Here is a 15973-nt window from a genome sequence, read left to right on the forward strand (position 1 = left end):
GAGCGCCGGGCATTTCAGTCCTGTCCGCCGCCCTGTTCGCGGCCACCCTCGTCGTCCCCCGCGCGCGTGGGCCGCGGTGCCGGGTGGGCCGTCGGCAGCGGGCCCAGGGCCGTCGTCGCGGGCGCGGTGGCCGGGCGGCGCGGCAGCCGGGGCCGCAGGACCTTCAGCCACAGCAGCACGATCAGCGCCGCCACCACGGCGAAGGGCAGCACCGCGCCGAACGCCACCGCGATCCAGCGCAGCAGCGTCACGAACGCGCCCCAGCCGCCCGCGAGCGCGTCCAGGAAGCCCGGGTCGTCGTCCGCCGGGGCCTTCTTCTTCACCGGTGTCTCCGACAGGGTGAGGGTGATGGTGGCCAGGCTGGTGCGGTCCTTCAGGGAGGCCTGCTGGGCGAGCAGCGCCTCCAGGTCGGCCTGGCGGGTGCTCAGCTCGCCCTCCAGCGTGACCACGTCGCTGAGCTTGGTCGCCTGGTCCATCAGCTCCCGGATCCGGGCGACGCTGGCGCGCTGCGTCTTGATGCGGCTCTCCACGTCGACGACCTGGTCGGTGACGTCCTGCGCCTTGGCGCTGCGCTCGACCAGCTTGCCCGCGCCCTCCAGCTCCGTGAGCACCTCGGCGTAGCTGTCGACGGGCACGCGCAGGACGACACGGGTGCGCTCGTGGCCCTCCTCGTCGCGTGTGGTGGTCTCGTTGCCGACGTAGCCCCCCGCGTTCTCGGTGCTGGTGCGGGCCTCGTCCAGGGCCTTCGGCACGTCCTTGACCTGCACGGTCAGCGAGGCCGTACGGATGATGTGGCTCGGGGCGACCTTGGCCGGCGCGGCCTTCCCGGCGCCGGAGCCGCTGTCCGGGGCGCCCTGCCCCGCACTCGCCTGCGGCTCCGCCGCCTGGGCGGCCTCGTCCCCGGCGGCCTTGCTGGAGCCGGCCGAGTCGTTCGCGCCGCTGCATCCGGTGAGCGCGAGCGCGGCGGCCAACGCGAAACCGGCCAGGGCCTGGACGGGTCGTACGGAACGTCGTGTGCGCATGTGGGTGTACCCCCCGAGGGTCGTCGTGGCGACTGATGCTCCTTCGACGCCTGGGGTCGGCCGAACGTTGGCGGGAAACGGTCCCGATGAGGTCACGGTCGGGACTCGGCGCGGGCACGCGGGTCCACGGGGCGGGGCGGTCGGGACGGGGCGGTACGGCCTCTGCCGGGAGTGTCAGTGGCGTTTGAGAGAGTGGGATCATGCGCGAGCACAGCGTGGACACACGCACCGCAGACGGCCCCGCGAGGCAGGGCCATGTCGTCGTCATCGGCGCCGGGATCGCCGGTCTTGCGGCCGCCCATCGGCTGCTGGGCGACGGCAGACGTGTGACCGTCCTGGAGGCCTCGGACCGGGTCGGCGGCAAACTGCTGCCCGGCGAGATCGCGGGCGTGCGCGTGGACTTCGGCGCCGAGTCGATGCTGGCCCGCCGCCCCGAGGCCGTCGCCCTCGCCCGCGAGGTCGGCCTCGACGAGCGCCTCCAGCCGCCCGCCACCGCGACCGCCTCGATCTGGACCCGCGGCGCCCTGCGCCCCATGCCCAAGGGCCACGTCATGGGCGTCCCGGGCACCGCCGCCGCCCTCTCCGGCGTGCTGTCCGACGAGGGCCTGGCCCGCATCGAGCGCGACGCCGACCTGCCCCGCACGGAGGTCGGGGACGACATGGCGGTCGGCGAGTACGTCGCGGCACGCCTCGGCCGCGAGGTCGTCGACCGCCTGGTCGAGCCCCTGCTGGGCGGGGTCTACGCGGGCGACGCGTACCGCATCTCGATGCGCTCGGCGGTCCCGCAGCTCTTCCAGGCCGCGCAGACCCACGACTCGATCACCGAGGCCGTCCGCGAGATCCAGGCCAAGGCGGCGGCCGGCGGGCAGACCGGGCCGGTGTTCATGGGCATCGAGGGCGGCGTGGGCTCTCTGCCGCTCGCCGTCGCGGAGTCGGTGCGCGCGCGGGGCGGCGAGATCGTGACCGGGGCGCCGGTGACGGAGCTGCGCCGCGAGGCGCCCGCCGGGTGGCGCGTCGTCACCGCCGACCGGGTGCTGCACGCCGACGCGGTCGTCGTCGCCGTACCCGCCCCGGCCGCCGCCGGCCTCCTGCGCGCCGAGGCGCCCGAAGCCGCCGTCGAGTTGGACGGCATCGAGTACGCCTCCATGGCCCTGGTCACCCTCGCCCTGCGCCGCGCGGACACCGACCTCCCCGCAGGCAGCGGCTTCCTCGTGCCGCCGGTCGACGGGCGCACCATCAAGGCGTCCACGTTCGCCTCCCAGAAGTGGGGCTGGATCGCCGACGAGGACCCGGACGTGCTCGTGCTGCGCACCTCCGTCGGGCGGTACGGCGAGACGGAGATCCTTCAGCGCGACGACGCCCACCTCGTCGACGTCTCCCGGCGCGACCTCAAGGCGGCGACCGGCCTCGACGCCACGCCCCTGGAAACCCGCGTCACGCGCTGGACCGACGGCCTGCCCCAGTACCCCGTCGGCCACCACGCGCGCGTGTCCCGCATCCGCGAGCACGTCGCGAAGCTGCCCGGCCTCGCGGTGTGCGGTGCGCAGTACGACGGTGTGGGCATCCCGGCGTGCATCGCGAGCGCGTACGCCGCGGTGGACCAGCTGGACGGCGACCTGACCGGTGTGGAGGAGCTCACCGCCAACCCGGTGCAGAGTCTGCACGGCGGAGCGGGAGAATAGGGGACATGAGTGACGACGCCTCCACCACCGAGTCCGGCAGGATCCCGAACAAGGGCAAGCTGGCCAAGGACCTCAACGAGGTCATCCGCTACACCCTCTGGTCCGTCTTCAAGCTGAAGGACGTCCTCCCCGAGGACCGCGCGGGCTACGCCGACGAGGTCCAGGAGCTGTTCGACCAGCTCGCCGCCAAGGACGTGACGATCCGCGGCACGTACGACGTGTCCGGGCTGCGCGCCGACGCCGACCTCATGATCTGGTGGCACGCCGAGACCAGCGACCAGCTGCAGGAGGCGTACAACCTCTTCCGCCGCACCAAGCTGGGCCGCGCCCTGGAGCCGGTCTGGTCGAACATGGCGCTGCACCGCCCCGCCGAGTTCAACCGCTCGCACATCCCGGCGTTCCTCGCCGACGAGACGCCGCGCAACTACGTCAGCGTCTACCCCTTCGTGCGCAGCTACGACTGGTACCTGCTGCCCGACGAGGACCGCCGCCGCATGCTCGCCGACCACGGCAAGATGGCCCGCGGCTACCCGGACGTCCGCGCCAACACGGTCGCCTCGTTCTCGCTGGGCGACTACGAGTGGCTGCTGGCCTTCGAGGCCGACGAGCTCTACCGCATCGTCGACCTCATGCGCCACCTGCGGGCTTCCGAGGCCCGGATGCACGTCCGCGAAGAGGTGCCGTTCTACACCGGGCGCCGGAAGTCCGTGGCCGAGTTGGTCGCCGGTCTTGCTTGATCGGATGGGGTGACTTCCGGGCGGCCGGGGGTCCGGGGGTTGCCCCCCCCGGGAGATGCAGCACCGGGCGCCGGAAGTCCGTGGCCGAGTTGGTCGCCGGGCTCGCCTGATCAGTTCGGGAGCCGGGCGGCCGCGGCGTTCTAGGGTCGGCCGCCCGGTTTCGTCGCGGTCTGCTTGCCCAGCTTCTTCGCCTTGCGGCTCTCCGGGCGCTCCGGCTTGGGCTCCGGGTGCCCCTCGCAGGACGCACGCCGCTCCGGGAGGCGGCCCGACAGCAGATACGCGTCGATGTAGCCGTTGACGCAGGCGTTCGGGCCGTACGCGATGCCGTGCGTGCCCGCGTCCCGCTCGGTCACCAGGACCGAGCCCGACAGCCGCCGGTGCATCTCCAGCGCCCCGTCGTACGGCGTGGCGGCATCCCGCTCGGCCGCCAGGATCAGCACCGGGGGCACCTCGCCCGGCCCCGTCCGCACATCGAGAGGCTGCTGCCGGGGTGTCCGCCAGTAGGCGCACGGCAGGTTCATCCACACGTTGTCCCAGGTCTCGAAGGGCGCCACGCGCGCGAGCCGGGTGTTGTCCCGGTCCCAGACCGCCCAGTTCGTCGGCCAGGGCGCGTCGTTGCACTCCACGGCCGTGTAGACCGCGTTCGTGTTCTCCTTCTCGGTCGCGGCCTCCGTCACCGGCGCGGCCAGCTCGGCGAGCGGCTTCGCGTCGCCCTTCAGATACGCCGACAGCGCCTGCGCCCGCGCGGGCCAGTAGTCGTCGTAGTACCCGACCTGCAGGAACGCCTCCTGCAACTGCCCGGGCCCGACCTTCCCGCCGGCCGGCTCCATGGCCACCCACGCCCGCACCTTCTCGTAGGTGCGCAGCACCTTGTCGGGAGTGTCACCGAGGCCGTACACGTCGTGGTGCTTGGCGACCCACTCCCGGAAGTCCGCCCACCGCCCCTCGAACGCGGCCGACTGCAGCAGGTTGCTGCGGTACCAGATCTGCGCCGGGTCCGGGTTCACCGCCGAGTCGAACACCATCCGCCGCACATGTGAGGGGAAGAGGGTCGCGTACAGCGCGCCGAAGTAGGTGCCGTACGACGCGCCCATGAACGTCAGCTTGTCCTCGCCCAGCGCGGCGCGCAGGACATCCAGGTCGCGGGCGTTGTTGAGGGAGTTGTAGTGCTGCAGCGCGCTGCCGGTGCGCTCGGCGCAGCCGCGCGCGTAGGCCTTCGCCCGGGCGATGCGCTCCCGCTTGTACGACTCCGAGGGGTGCGTCGGCGCGTCCGTGGGCCCCTTGAGGAGCTGCTTGGGGTCCTGGCAGGACACCGGCGCGGACGAGCCCACTCCGCGCGGGGCGTAGCCGACCAGGTCGTACGCCCCCGCCAGCCGCTTCCACGCGGGCAGGACACCGATCAGCGGGAAGTGCAGGCCGGAGCCGCCCGGCCCGCCCGGGTTGTAGACCAGGGCGCCCTGACGCGGGACCCGGCGCTTGCTGTTGTGCGGGTCCTTGTGGGTGGCCCGCACCCGGCTGACGGTGAGCCGGATCTGCTTGCCGTGGGGATCGGTGTAGTCGAGCGGGACGGACACCGTGCCGCACTTCACGTTGTCCGGCAGCTCCAGGTTCTTGGCGCAGTCGCCGAAGGTGATGCCGGCCTCCTCGGCGCGCGCGGCGGCCACCGTGGTGCCGTGCCTCTCGTCCGCACCCGGGGCCGCGGCCGTGGTGCTGTCGGCAGGGGCGGTGGTGAGGGCGGTCAGGAGCAGGGCTCCGGCGACCGTGTAGAGGGCGGGTGCTCTCATCGGGTATCCCTTCAATGCACGGCAGCAACAAAAGGGATATTTCGTTCGTCTGTTGATGAAGGCAAGCACCGTCCGGCCGGTGTCGTCGTCAATGCCCCCGATGCGTCACCGGGCGCCGCGGCCGTCAGCCGCGCCGAGGGAACGCCTCAGGGTGCGGCGCGCGGTGCGTGAGGGTGTTTTTATGATTTGCCGGAGCTTTCGGGTGGGCGACTGGTGGCGGCCGACGGCAGTGTGTACGTCGGCGACGGGGGCGGGGTCACCGGGACGGCCGGGGCGGGGTCGAGGGTCGGGCCGGGCGGGGCCGGGGCGGGGGTGAGCGGAGGGGTGCTGTCGGCGACCATGTCGCGGGCCAGGGCGTCGAAATCGACGTAGCCGGTGGCCTCCAGGACCGTGATGTGGTCCAGCACGGTGGTGTTGGCATCGTCGGCGAGCTCCCGGACGAGGGAGTTGCGGGTACTGGCCCGCACCAGCGCGACGACGGAGAACACCTTGCCGTGCGCCAGCCGCAGGATGTTGGCGAACTGGCGGTCGTACTCGACGCCTTGGGCCGAGTCCAGGGTCGCCAGCCACTCGCGCTGCTGCTCCGTGGGCTCGTTGGGCAGTTCGAGGCTCAGCTCGGAGGCGACCTCACGCACCCGGTCGTCCAGGAAGGTGTGCCCCTCGATGAGGTGCTCTCCGGCGGTCCGTACGGCCGGAGTGGTGCCCTTCTGCCGGGCCTGCTCACCGGCGGGCAGCTCCCACAGCCCGGCCAGCCGGACCTTGGTGATGAAGTCGCGGTCGAGGGCGGACAGCGGGCCGTGGCCGGTCGTGACGGTCTCGGCGTTCAGTACGTCGAGACCGGTGCCGGACCGGTCGGCGTACGACCAGATCGGGAAGATCATCGCCAGCAGTGTCGCCGTCAGGCCCGTGATGATGAGCCCGGTGCCGCTGAAGATGCCTCGTCCGTTGATGGGTGGTCGCGGTCGCATGGTGCCTCCTGTTGCGGCACCGCACGTTAGTGCGCTTCGGGGGTTGGGTTGGCATATTACTTCGGGGTACTTCGGCGCCTACGCCAACTGCCGTACAGGAGCGAATGGTTGCAACGGGGGTCGATACGGGCGAATAGGGGAGCGGGGGGCAGGGACGTTCCAGGGTGAAGGCGGCTGAAACGGTCGCCTTGCCTGCTGTGTGCGGCCGGGGTGTTAGTCCACGCACACTCGCGGCGGGGCGGCGCCTTGTCGGGTGAGCGACAGACGGCGTACGCGGGGTGCGCTCAGCGCCCCAGCAGCACTCGACGCGTGGCCCGCGCCAACCGCACCCCGGGCCGCCGCGACCGCGGCCTCGGCCCCGACCGCTCCAGCCACCACTCCCGCAACTCCGCCCGCGTCCGTGCGTCTTCGAGCCGCCCCTCGGCCAGCAGATACCCGGCGAAGTCCAGCGCGTCGCGCCGATAGCCGTCGGTCATCGGGTGCCCGTGCGTGTACGCGACGAAGGCCCGCCGATACCCGCCCCCCAGGATCACCGGCAACTCCGGCGCGACCTTCGCCACGACGTCCGCCCGCTTCCCGGCGAGCGCCCGCGCCTGCACACCCAGCCGCACCCGGTCGAACCCCTCCGGCACCGGCGTCCCGGCGACGAGGGCGGACAGCAGGGCGGCCTGCGCGAGGGCCAGGCGCTGACGGGCGGGGTCGGTGACGGCGGGGTCGGTGACGGTGGGTTCGGTGACGGTGGGTTCGGCCTGCGCCGCGTCGGGTGCCCGCATCGTCTCCCGCTCCTCGGACGCCCTCTGCTCCCGCACCGCCTCCTGCTCCTGTGCGGCACCGCCGAAGGGCACTGGCTCCCCGGACGGTTCCGCTGCGGAGGGCGCCCTGTCCGTGAACCCCCGATCCGTCGACGCCCGCCGCTCCACCTCCCCCTTCTCCAGCGCCCCCCGAATCGCCCCCAACTCCCGCTCCAGCTCGGCCGGTTCGGGGAAGTTCTCGTCGCGCTCCAGCAGGACTCCCGGCGGGGACACCCGGGACGCGAGGTCGGTGAGGACGTCGAGGACCGGCTGCGGTACCGGGTGGGCGTGGCTGTCGTGCCAGACGCCGTCGCGTTCGAAGCCGCCCGCGACATGGACGTACGCGATGGCCTCCAGCGGCAGCTCGGCGAGGGCCTTGGCCGGGTCCTCGCCGCGGTTGACGTGGTTGGTGTGCAGGTTGGCGACATCGATGAGCAGCCGCACGCCCGTCCGGTCGGCCAGCTCGTACAGGAACTGCCCCTCGGTCATCTCCTCGCCCGGCCAGGAGATGAGCGCGGCGATGTTCTCCACGGCGAGCGGCACGGGCAGCGCGGCCTGTGCGATACGGACGTTCTCGCACAGCACGTCGAGGGCGTCCCGGGTGCGGGGTACCGGCAGGAGGTGCCCCGCTTCCAGGCGCGGGGACGCCGTCAGCGGCCCGCCCGCCCGTACGAACGCGATGTGCTCGGTGACCAGCGGTGCCCCCAGCGCCTCCACCCGCTCGGCGAGCGCGGCCAGCCGCCCGGCGTCGGGTCGCTCCGCGCCGCCCAGGCCCAGCGAGACGCCGTGCGGGATCACGGTGACGCCGCGCTCGCGCAGCCGTACCAGGGACTCCGGAAGATGTCCGGGGCAGACGTTCTCGGCGACCGTCTCGACCCAGTCGATGCCCGGCATGCGCTCCACGGCGTCCGCGATCTCCGGACGCCATCCGATCCCCGTGCCCAGTTGCTCCATCGTCCCCTCCTCGGCCTCTTCCGTACCCGCTGTCCTGACTCTCGGACGTGCCGGACGTGACGGGGGTATGGCCCCGCCGGCAACGCCCGAACCCCGGGGCGGACACCTTCAGAGCAACATTTGAGGTTGAGGTCCGCCCGCGGGCGCTCGCCGCAGGGTCGTACGCGCAGAACGCCGGGGATGTTCATTCGCTTCACCGCCGGAGCCGTGAGCTGCTGCTTTCGGCCCTGTCGAATCGGTTGGCCCGTCCCGCGCCGCACCCTTCAGCTGGTGGTGGCGTAAACCGACGGCTCGCCCCCCTGACCCCCGCTGCGGAGCTGGGCGCCTCGCAGGCGGCTCAGCGCAGGACCAGCGGCCGCCGTACCCGCGGCGGCAGTGATCCCACCCGGTGATGCCCCTCGACCACCACAGTCGTCCCCGGCGCGATCTCCGTGAACCCGGCGTCCCGCACCAACGGCAGCCCGGCGCCGGTCAGTTCACGCCAGCGCCCAGGCTCCGCGGTGCGCACGGCCAGCGGGAACCCCGCCTCGCGCCAGGCGACCCGCTCCTCGTCCGACAGCTCCCACCAGGCGATCTGTGCCGCGTGCCCCGCCTGCGCCATCGTCTTGCCGGCCGACATGTCGAGTTCCGGATTCACCCAGAGCACGGGCGCCGACGGATCGGCGGCCCCGGGCGGCTCCGGATCGTCGAGCTCGGTCCCCGACACCTGGAGCTTCGCCAGCTCCTTGGGCCACCCGTCCAACGGCACGGGCGGAAACACCCGCACCTCGGCCGACTCGCCGGGCACGGTGATCCCCGGCAGCCCCTCCGCCCGCCGCCACTCGGCTCCCCGGGCCCGCCGCACGACCTTCCGGATCCGCGCGTCCTCCCAGTCCCGCATGGCCTGAGCCCACTCACCGTCACCGACGGACCGCTCGTCACTGAGCATGACCAGCACGGCGCGGGCGGCGGTCTCCAAAGCGTCCGTGCGGTCCGGTGGATCAGCCCGCTCGATCCGCACGACGAGGGGCAGGACGTACTGCGGAGCCTGATCACGAGCAATTGGCTCGGACCGGAAAGGACTGTCGTTCATGGGGGTGGGATCACTGTTCACGCCGTCCAGTCTGCCAACCCAGGGGCGCGGGGCTGTATCGATATGCGGCTCCGCCGCGTGGGCGCGACCAGCCCCCACCGCCCCGCAGCCGCAATACGACAAGATGTCCCCCATGCAACGCGATCTTCGTCTGGACAACGTAGGCCGCCGCTACGGCCTACGCGGCCCATGGGTCTTACGAGGCGTCCACCTCACCGTGCCCCCCGGCACCCTCATCCGCATAGAAGGCCCCAACGGCACCGGCAAATCCACCCTGCTGCGCCTCCTGGCCCGCCTGGACGCCCCCTCGGAAGGCCGCATCAGCGGAGCGCCCCGCACCGCCTACGTCCCCGAACGCTTCCCCACCGCCCTCCCCTTCACCGCCCTCGGCTACCTCACCCACCTCGGCACGGTCCACGGCCTGTCCCGCCCGGCGGCCACCCGCGCCGCCCTGGAGTGGCTCGACCGCTTCGGCGCGGCCACGTACGCCCGCACGCCGATGGCCCAGCTGTCGAAGGGCAGCAGCCAGAAGGTCGCCGTCGCCCAGGCGCTGCTCGCCGACCCGGAGTTGCTCGTCCTGGACGAGGCGTGGACCGGCCTCGACTCGGACGCCCGCGCGGAGCTGGAGCGTGCCGTCGCCGAACGGACCGCCGCCGGCACCGCGGTGGTCTTCGTCGACCACGACCCGGGCCGCCTCGCCGGGGCGCCCGACGCGACGTACACCGTGCACGACGGTGCGCTGAACCTCCGTACCGACCAAGGGACTTCACCACCCACCGGCCCGCACACGACCGTCGTCGTCCAAGGCCCGAGCGGCGCGAGCCTGCCCGCCGAGGCGATCCGTATCGCCACGCGAGCGGACGAGACCACCCCCGGCACCCACCGCCTCACCACCCCCGCCTCCCACTCGGACGTACTCCTCCGCGCCCTGCTGTCCACCCGCCCGTCCTGGCACGTGGTGAGCGTGAGCCAGGAGACGACCACCCCTTCCGGGCACCCTTCCGCGCACCCTTCCGAAGCCGAAAGTCGCCGATGACGTCGATGAGAGCCCTCCTCCGCTACCAGGCCGCCCTGCTGGCCCGCTCGCAGCGCTGGCTGCCGCCGTTCATCCTGTACGCCGCGTTCCTCGCCGTCGGCGTACAGGGCGGCCAGCCCATCCTGGACTCGCTCGGCTTCACGGCCGCGGCCCTGTTGCCCGTCGCCGCCTGGCTGGTGCGGATCTGCGTCACCAACGAGCCGCCCGCCGCCCGCAGTTGCGTCGCCGCGGCGGTCGGCCCGGGCCGGGCGCACCTCGCGGCGCTGCTGGTGGCGCTGGCCGCGGCGGCGGCGCTCGGCACGGCGGCGATCGTCGTCGTCACCTTGATCAGCGACCCGGTCAGTGCCGATCACGAGACCCGGGTGCCACGGCTGCCCGCAGGCGCCGCCGGTCTGCTCGCCGCGCTGGCCTGTGCCCTGCTCGGTACGGCGGTGGGCGCCCTCACCACCTGGCCGGTGCTGCGCTCGACCGGCCGTGCGGTCCCGGCGATGCTGCTCGCGGCGCTGCTGTCCGTGGTGGTGACCGGCTCCCCGGCCCAGGCGGCGGTCAGCGGCCTGGTCACGGGCTCCCGCTCGGGCACGGTTCCCCTGCCCGTCCTGCCCTTGCTGGCGGCGGGCCTGTTCACGGCGGCGGCGACCGCCGCGGCCTGCGCCCTGACCTCCCGCAGATCCCCCTGAACGGCAGCTCACCCGAAACGTCAGATCACCCGGAACAGGCCGTGCGCTGCGCCTCCTGCCACTCACATACCGGGCAGAGCGTGATCCCTTTGTACGACTCCGGGTACTCCGTCGGCTCCCGGCACAGCACGCACTCCGCGTAGGGCGGCCCGTCGGCCGTGGGCGGCTTCACCGCGTCGCGGATCGTGCAGTAGTCCTCGCTCATACCCCCAGCGTAGGCCGCTCAGCTCGATCGGCCGGCGGCTCCGATCAGCTCGGACACCTTCACGAACCGATAGCCCTTCTCCCGCAGCTCGGGCACGATGCTCCGGACCACCCGCTCGGTCGTCGGCGCGGCACTGAGCGTGCAGTGCATGACGACCACGGACCCCGCGCGCACCCCGGCCAGCACCTCCTCGGCGACCGCGTCGGCGTCCGTGGCGAAGGCGTCCCCGCTCGCCACGTCCCACTGCACGGCCGTGACGCCCACCGGGGTCAGCGCCTTCAGTGCCCCTCGGTCGTAGCAGCCGCCGGGAAACCGGAAGTACGGCATCGCATCCCGCACCCCCACCTTCCTGAACACGGCGTACGCCCGCTCCACATCCGCCCGCACGCGGTCTTCGGTGAGGGTCGGCAGGCCGTAGCAGTCGCCGGTGACGGCGTAGTGGCTGTACGAGTGGTTGCCCACCTCGAACAACGGGTCCCGCCCGATGGCCCGGGCCTGCCCCGGATACTCCTCGGCCCACCGCCCCGTCATGAACACGGTCGCCGGCACCTTCAACTCCCGAAGCGCGGCGACCAGCCCCGGATTGTCGAATCGCTCCCCCCGCTCCGCCCGCGGCCCCTGATCGGCGGTCATGTCCGCGTCGAAGGTCAGCGCCACGGTCCTGTCCCGGGTCCGGGGGCCGTGCTCGAAGACGGGAGTCAGACCGGCGGGGCCGGGGGCGAGGGTCGGTGGCCTGGACGCCGGGGCGGCGGGGGAGACGGCGGAGGCGCTGGGCGCGGGGCGGGGAGCGAGGGACTCATCGGCCGGGGCGCACGCGGTGAGCGTTGCCCCCAGGGCACAGACCGCACAGGCGGCGGTGACGCGTCGTACAAGAGTGATCACCGCAGGAAGATATGAGGATTAAAGGGATATTCCGGTGCGTGAGTGGGCGTGCCGGGTCGGTGTCACCCACCCGGCGGGGGCCGGTCATCTCAGTCTGTGCGCGTGCAGCGCCCTGTCGGGGCGGTGGCCGGAGGGCGGCACTGGAAGGCGTAGTCGGACGCGTTCGTGCTCAGGTAGCGGCCGATGCAGGTGGTCGGGGTGGTGCGGTTGCGCTCGGCGCAGAAGGTGAGGGCGGCGCGGCCGTCGGTGAAGGGGCCGGGGGCGTAGAACACCCAGAAGCCGGGGCGCAGGGAGGCGTAGTCGCCGCTGCGCAGAACGGCCGCCTCCGGCACCGTTTGGCGGATCTTGGCGAGGGTCTGGTCCCGGACGGTGGTGCCCGCGGCGATGGGCTCGGAGTGGAGTTGGGCGATCCAGCGGCCGTCCGGGGGCGGGGTCTGAGTGGGTGCGGGGGAGGGCGTTGCGCTGGTGGGGGTAGGCGTGGGTGATGGTGCGGGCGTGGTCGGCTTCTGCTTCGCCGCGGTGGGGGTGGATGCCGTGGCTCTCGGGCTGGTCGCCACACGGGCCTTGTCGTCGCCGTCGGTGCCGCCGGGACGCAGCGCGAACACCAGAGCCGTCGCCGTACCGATCACCAGCGCCGCGGTCACGGCCACCACGAGGGGCGTACGGCGTCGGGGGCCGGGCACCTGCTGCGGAACCGTCGGACGCGGGGTGTCCAGTTGGGTGGGGGTCGGTGGCGTCGGGTGCGGTGCGGCGGTCGTCAGGGTCGGCTGTGCCCAGTGCGGGGTCGCCCCGGCCTCGACCTGCGCGAGCATCGCGTCCAGCCGGGCGGCGTCCGGGCGTGCCGCCGGGTCCCGTACCAGGAGGGCGTCGAGCACCGGCGTCAGCGGGCCCGAGCGGGTCGGGGGCGGGAGCGGGTCGTCGAGTACGGCGGCCAGGGTGGCCAGTGTGGTGGGGCGGCGCAGGGGACTGATGCCCTCGGCGCACACGTACAGGACCACGCCCAGCGACCAGAGGTCGGCCGCAGGATCGTCCTCGTGGCCCCGGATGCGCTCGGGGGCCATGTACTCGGGCGAACCGACGAGTTCACCGGTGGCCGTGAGGCCCGTCGTGCCCTGCAGGGCGGCGATGCCGAAGTCGGTGAGGACGGCGCTGCCGTCGGTGCGCAGGAGGATGTTGGCGGGCTTGACGTCCCGGTGGTGGATGCCCGCCGCGTGCGCGGCCCGCAGCGCGGCGAGCACCTGGCGGCCGATGCGGGCCGCCTCCGCCGGGCTCAACGGGCCCTCGTCCAGGCGCTGTTGCAGCGAGACGCCCGGCACCAGCTCCATCACGATCCACGGATGTGGCTCGGCGTCCACGATCTGATGGACCGTCACCACATGCGGGTGGCTGAGCCGGGCCAGCGCCCGCGCCTCCCGCATCACGCGCTCGCGCATCACACCGACCGTGTCCGCGTCGGACCGCACCGCCTTGAGCGCGACCTCGCGGTGGAGCACCGTGTCGCGGGCTCGCCACACGGTGCCCATTCCTCCGCTGCCCAGCCGTTCCACCAGCTCGAAACGGCCGTCGACGAGATCCCCCGGTGCGTTCATGCCGCACAGGTTAGAGGACGAACGGAAAGGAGGCTTCCGCTCGGGGGCCGGTGCCCGTGACCGTTACCTGCGCCAGGGTCCCGTCACCGCGAACGTCGTCCCCGGCGTGTAGCAGTTCACGTACATCGTCTCGCCGTCCGGCGAGAAGGTGACACCCGCGAACTCGCCCCACTCCGGCTCCTCGGGGGTTCCCAGGTTCTGGGCGTTGCGAGCCATCGCGTACACCTCGCCGCGTCGCGTCACACCGAAGACGTGCTGGGCGCCGTTGCCGTCCTCGCACACCATCAGGCCGCCGCTGGGCGCGAGGCAGATGTTGTCCGGGGACTCGCCGGGCAGCTGGAGGTCCGTGTTCGGGCCGAAGACGATCACCAGGGTGAGGCGGCGCGCGGGAGGGTCGTAGCGCCAGATCTGGCCGTAGTGGTCCGCCGCCGAGCCCTCCGCGCTGCGGGCGAAGGAGGACACGAAGTAGACGTTGCGGCCGCCCCAGTAGCAGCCCTCCAGCTTCTGCGCGTGGGTGATGCCCTTGGGGCCGAAGTCCTGGTGGCGGATGGGGGTCTGTGCGGCGAGCGGGTCCGGTACGTCGACCCACTCGATGTTCTCGAAGCTCGCGCCCGTCTCCTGGATCGAGGAGAGGTCGGGTACGCCCGGCACGCGCATCGCCTGGAGTCGGCCGCCCGCGCGCAGGGAACCGAGACCGCCGCGCGGCGCGTGCGGCAGGAAGCGGTAGAAGAGGCCGAAGGGCTTCTCGAAGGCGTCCTCGGTCTCGTAGACGATGCCGTGCCGTGGGTCCACCGCGATCGCCTCGTGCTGGAAGCGGCCCATCGCGGTCAGCGGGACCGCGCCGGAGCGGTAGGGGTTGGCCGGGTCGACCTCGAAGATGAAACCGTGGTCCTTGGTGTAGCCGTTGGTGCCGGCCTTGTCCTCGGTCTCCTCGCAGGTCAGCCAGGTCCCCCAAGGCGTGGGCCCGCCCGCGCAGTTGACGGCCGTACCGGCGATGGCGACCCGCTCGGACATGACCCGGTTGCGGGAGTCCAGCGTCAGCGCCGTACAGCCGCCCTTGCCGGCCGGGTCGTAGGTGAGGCCCGCGACGGTCGGGACGGGGATCGCCGCGGTGTTGCGGTTCTCGTGGTTGCGGACCAGGTGGACACGGCGGCCGTGCCCGGCGAGGGCGGTCATGCCGTCGTGGTTGGAGGGGACCTTGCCCTCCCCGGAGCGGAGCCGGTCGCCCTCGCGGGAGAGGACGCGGTAGCGGAAACCTTCCGGCAGATCGAGCAGACCCTTCGGGTCGGGGATCAGCGGGCCGTAATCCGAGTGGCCCAGGTTCCGCGCGGCGGCCGTGCCCGCGAAGAGTTCGGAGAGGTTTCCGGCGAAGGCGATCGAGACGCCCAACGCGCCGGAACGGGCGAGGAGCTGACGACGCGTCGACACTGTTTCGGACATGGTGCGGCCTTCCTGCTGGCGGACAGGAACTGTGACCCCGCCGTGTCTATCACCTGGTGCGAGTCCCGTGAACCACGCGCGTAGCGTGTGTCACTTCCGCTCGGGCTGTCCGACGGTGTCCGGCGTGGATTCCTCTACGGCGGCATGCTCGGAGGCGGGATCGACGGCGGACCCTTCGGGGGCCGGCTCGACGGCGGACTGCTCGGGGGCCGGCTCGACCGCGTGGTCCGGCGGCGGCTGGGCGGGCCGGTCCGGCGGCGGCCTGTCGGCCCCTCGCTCCAGGAACCGCAGCAGCTCCACCGGGATCGGCAGGACCAGCGTGGAGTTCTTCTCCGCCGCCACCGCCATCACCGTCTGCAGCAGCCGCAGCTGGAGGGCGGAGGGTGCGTCGGCCATCTGGTGCGCGGCCTCGGCGAGCTTCTTGGAGGCCTGGAGTTCGGCGTCGGCGTTGATGACCCGGGCTCGGCGCTCGCGGTCGGCCTCGGCCTGCCGGGCCATGGAGCGCTTCATCGACTCGGGCAGCGACACGTCCTTGATCTCGACGCGGTCGATCTGCACGCCCCAGCCCATCGCCGGACTGTCGATCATCAGCTCAAGGCCCTCGTTGAGCTTCTCGCGATTGGACAGCAGATCGTCCAGGTCGCTCTTGCCGATGATCGAGCGCAGCGACGTCTGCGCCATCTGGGAGACCGCGAAGCGGTAGTCCTCGACGTTGATGATCGCGGCCGTGGCGTCCACGACCTTGAAGTACACGACCGCGTCGACCCGCACGGTCACGTTGTCACGGGTGATGCCTTCCTGGGCCGGCACGGGCATCGTCACGATCTGCATGTTGACCTTGTGCAGCCGGTCCACCGCGGGAACGATCAGCGTGAATCCCGGCTGACGCACCCTGCCTCGCAGACGTCCGAGCCGGAGGATCACCCCGCGCTCGTACTGCTTGACGACGCGTGCGGCGGCCGCGAGGTACACCAGTCCCGCCGCGCCGACACCCACGGCCACGCCCAGAAGTTCCTCGACCATGACGACCTCCTCGCCGAGAGGCCCGTTCCGTATTCACCTGTAACGATATGCCCGGTGTCTGGTCCGGGGCCATGAACGGCCCCGGACCAGGGGTCATACCTCAGAGCCTGT

14 protein-coding genes are annotated in these 15973 nt (G+C 72.5%); 4 read left to right on the forward strand and 10 right to left on the reverse strand.

The genetic code is table 11. The features are described from left to right. Window positions 1-14: 14 nt before the first annotated feature. Entirely contained in the window at window positions 15-1022 is a 1008-nt protein-coding gene (locus ACIA8X_RS15915; protein ID WP_393447455.1) for a DUF4349 domain-containing protein, read from the reverse strand. Between the two features lie 200 nt (window positions 1023-1222). Here ACIA8X_RS15915 and hemG point away from each other — a divergent pair, with 200 nt between their 5' ends. Together hemG and hemQ are read left to right on the forward strand one after the other, a co-directional pair. Next, window positions 1223-2704, forward strand: coding sequence for a protoporphyrinogen oxidase (gene hemG / locus ACIA8X_RS15920; RefSeq protein WP_393447457.1), 1482 nt, complete (start codon window positions 1223-1225; stop codon window positions 2702-2704). A 5-nt stretch (window positions 2705-2709) separates the two neighbouring features. Further along, on the forward strand, window positions 2710-3441 hold the full coding sequence (hemQ, locus tag ACIA8X_RS15925; RefSeq protein ID WP_048583753.1) for a hydrogen peroxide-dependent heme synthase: 732 nt from the start codon (window positions 2710-2712) through the stop codon (window positions 3439-3441). Window positions 3442-3581: 140 nt separating this feature from the next. Here the strand turns inward: hemQ and ACIA8X_RS15930 are convergent, their stop codons facing one another. The 4 genes from ACIA8X_RS15930 to ACIA8X_RS15945 form a co-directional block, all read right to left on the reverse strand. Next, complete coding sequence (locus tag ACIA8X_RS15930; protein WP_393447460.1) at window positions 3582-5225, reverse strand: alpha/beta hydrolase; 1644 nt, start codon at window positions 5223-5225, stop codon at window positions 3582-3584. Window positions 5226-5404: 179 nt separating this feature from the next. Beyond that, window positions 5405-6193 carry a DUF4142 domain-containing protein gene (locus ACIA8X_RS15935; protein ID WP_393447462.1) on the reverse strand — a complete coding sequence of 263 codons (789 nt, stop codon included), beginning with the start codon at window positions 6191-6193 and terminating at the stop codon, window positions 5405-5407. 284 nt (window positions 6194-6477) lie between these two features. After that, complete coding sequence (locus ACIA8X_RS15940) at window positions 6478-7938, reverse strand: DUF692 domain-containing protein (RefSeq protein ID WP_399458476.1); 1461 nt, start codon at window positions 7936-7938, stop codon at window positions 6478-6480. 337 nt (window positions 7939-8275) lie between these two features. Continuing rightward, the gene (locus ACIA8X_RS15945; protein WP_393447466.1) at window positions 8276-9010 is read right to left on the reverse strand and encodes an aminoacyl-tRNA hydrolase; all 735 of its coding nucleotides are present in this window, start codon (window positions 9008-9010) and stop codon (window positions 8276-8278) included. A gap of 133 nt (window positions 9011-9143) precedes the next feature. On the opposite strand from ACIA8X_RS15945, the gene ACIA8X_RS15950 reads away from it, so the two are divergent. Beyond that, entirely contained in the window at window positions 9144-10046 is a 903-nt protein-coding gene (locus tag ACIA8X_RS15950; protein WP_399458477.1) for an ATP-binding cassette domain-containing protein, read from the forward strand. Between the two features lie 5 nt (window positions 10047-10051). After that, window positions 10052-10723 carry an ABC transporter gene (locus tag ACIA8X_RS15955; RefSeq protein ID WP_393447468.1) on the forward strand — a complete coding sequence of 224 codons (672 nt, stop codon included), beginning with the start codon at window positions 10052-10054 and terminating at the stop codon, window positions 10721-10723. A 25-nt stretch (window positions 10724-10748) separates the two neighbouring features. Here ACIA8X_RS15955 and ACIA8X_RS15960 read toward each other — a convergent pair whose 3' ends face one another. The 5 genes from ACIA8X_RS15960 to ACIA8X_RS15980 all read right to left on the reverse strand — a co-directional run bounded on the left by ACIA8X_RS15960 (window position 10749) and on the right by ACIA8X_RS15980 (window position 15862). Continuing rightward, window positions 10749-10928, reverse strand: coding sequence for a hypothetical protein (locus ACIA8X_RS15960; RefSeq protein WP_393447470.1), 180 nt, complete (start codon window positions 10926-10928; stop codon window positions 10749-10751). Between the two features lie 18 nt (window positions 10929-10946). Next, complete coding sequence (locus ACIA8X_RS15965) at window positions 10947-11810, reverse strand: polysaccharide deacetylase family protein (RefSeq protein WP_399458478.1); 864 nt, start codon at window positions 11808-11810, stop codon at window positions 10947-10949. 89 nt (window positions 11811-11899) lie between these two features. Then, window positions 11900-13399: a serine/threonine-protein kinase gene (locus tag ACIA8X_RS15970; protein ID WP_399458479.1), complete on the reverse strand. Its 1500-nt coding sequence runs from the start codon at window positions 13397-13399 to the stop codon at window positions 11900-11902. Window positions 13400-13462: 63 nt separating this feature from the next. Then, entirely contained in the window at window positions 13463-14839 is a 1377-nt protein-coding gene (locus tag ACIA8X_RS15975; RefSeq protein WP_399458480.1) for a PhoX family protein, read from the reverse strand. Window positions 14840-14929: 90 nt separating this feature from the next. Continuing rightward, entirely contained in the window at window positions 14930-15862 is a 933-nt protein-coding gene (locus tag ACIA8X_RS15980) for a slipin family protein (protein WP_393447478.1), read from the reverse strand. Window positions 15863-15973 lie beyond the last annotated feature (111 nt).

Source organism: Streptomyces sp. NPDC051738 (assembly GCF_044453205.1).
Taxonomy (GTDB): Bacteria; Actinomycetota; Actinomycetes; order Streptomycetales; family Streptomycetaceae; genus Streptomyces.

Excerpts from the sequence above, each read along its gene's own strand:
- ACIA8X_RS15915 (WP_393447455.1), bottom strand. The coding sequence starts at position 1,022 with ATGCGCACACGACGTTCCGTACGACCCGTCCAGGCCCTGGCCGGTTTC.
- hemG (WP_393447457.1), top strand. The coding sequence starts at position 1,223 with ATGCGCGAGCACAGCGTGGACACACGCACCGCAGACGGCCCCGCGAGG.
- hemQ (WP_048583753.1), top strand. The coding sequence starts at position 2,710 with ATGAGTGACGACGCCTCCACCACCGAGTCCGGCAGGATCCCGAACAAG.
- ACIA8X_RS15930 (WP_393447460.1), bottom strand. The coding sequence starts at position 5,225 with ATGAGAGCACCCGCCCTCTACACGGTCGCCGGAGCCCTGCTCCTGACC.
- ACIA8X_RS15935 (WP_393447462.1), bottom strand. The coding sequence starts at position 6,193 with ATGCGACCGCGACCACCCATCAACGGACGAGGCATCTTCAGCGGCACC.
- ACIA8X_RS15940 (WP_399458476.1), bottom strand. The coding sequence starts at position 7,938 with ATGGAGCAACTGGGCACGGGGATCGGATGGCGTCCGGAGATCGCGGAC.
- ACIA8X_RS15945 (WP_393447466.1), bottom strand. The coding sequence starts at position 9,010 with ATGAACGACAGTCCTTTCCGGTCCGAGCCAATTGCTCGTGATCAGGCT.
- ACIA8X_RS15950 (WP_399458477.1), top strand. The coding sequence starts at position 9,144 with ATGCAACGCGATCTTCGTCTGGACAACGTAGGCCGCCGCTACGGCCTA.
- ACIA8X_RS15955 (WP_393447468.1), top strand. The coding sequence starts at position 10,052 with ATGAGAGCCCTCCTCCGCTACCAGGCCGCCCTGCTGGCCCGCTCGCAG.
- ACIA8X_RS15960 (WP_393447470.1), bottom strand. The coding sequence starts at position 10,928 with ATGAGCGAGGACTACTGCACGATCCGCGACGCGGTGAAGCCGCCCACG.
- ACIA8X_RS15970 (WP_399458479.1), bottom strand. The coding sequence starts at position 13,399 with ATGAACGCACCGGGGGATCTCGTCGACGGCCGTTTCGAGCTGGTGGAA.
- ACIA8X_RS15975 (WP_399458480.1), bottom strand. The coding sequence starts at position 14,839 with ATGTCCGAAACAGTGTCGACGCGTCGTCAGCTCCTCGCCCGTTCCGGC.
- ACIA8X_RS15980 (WP_393447478.1), bottom strand. The coding sequence starts at position 15,862 with ATGGTCGAGGAACTTCTGGGCGTGGCCGTGGGTGTCGGCGCGGCGGGA.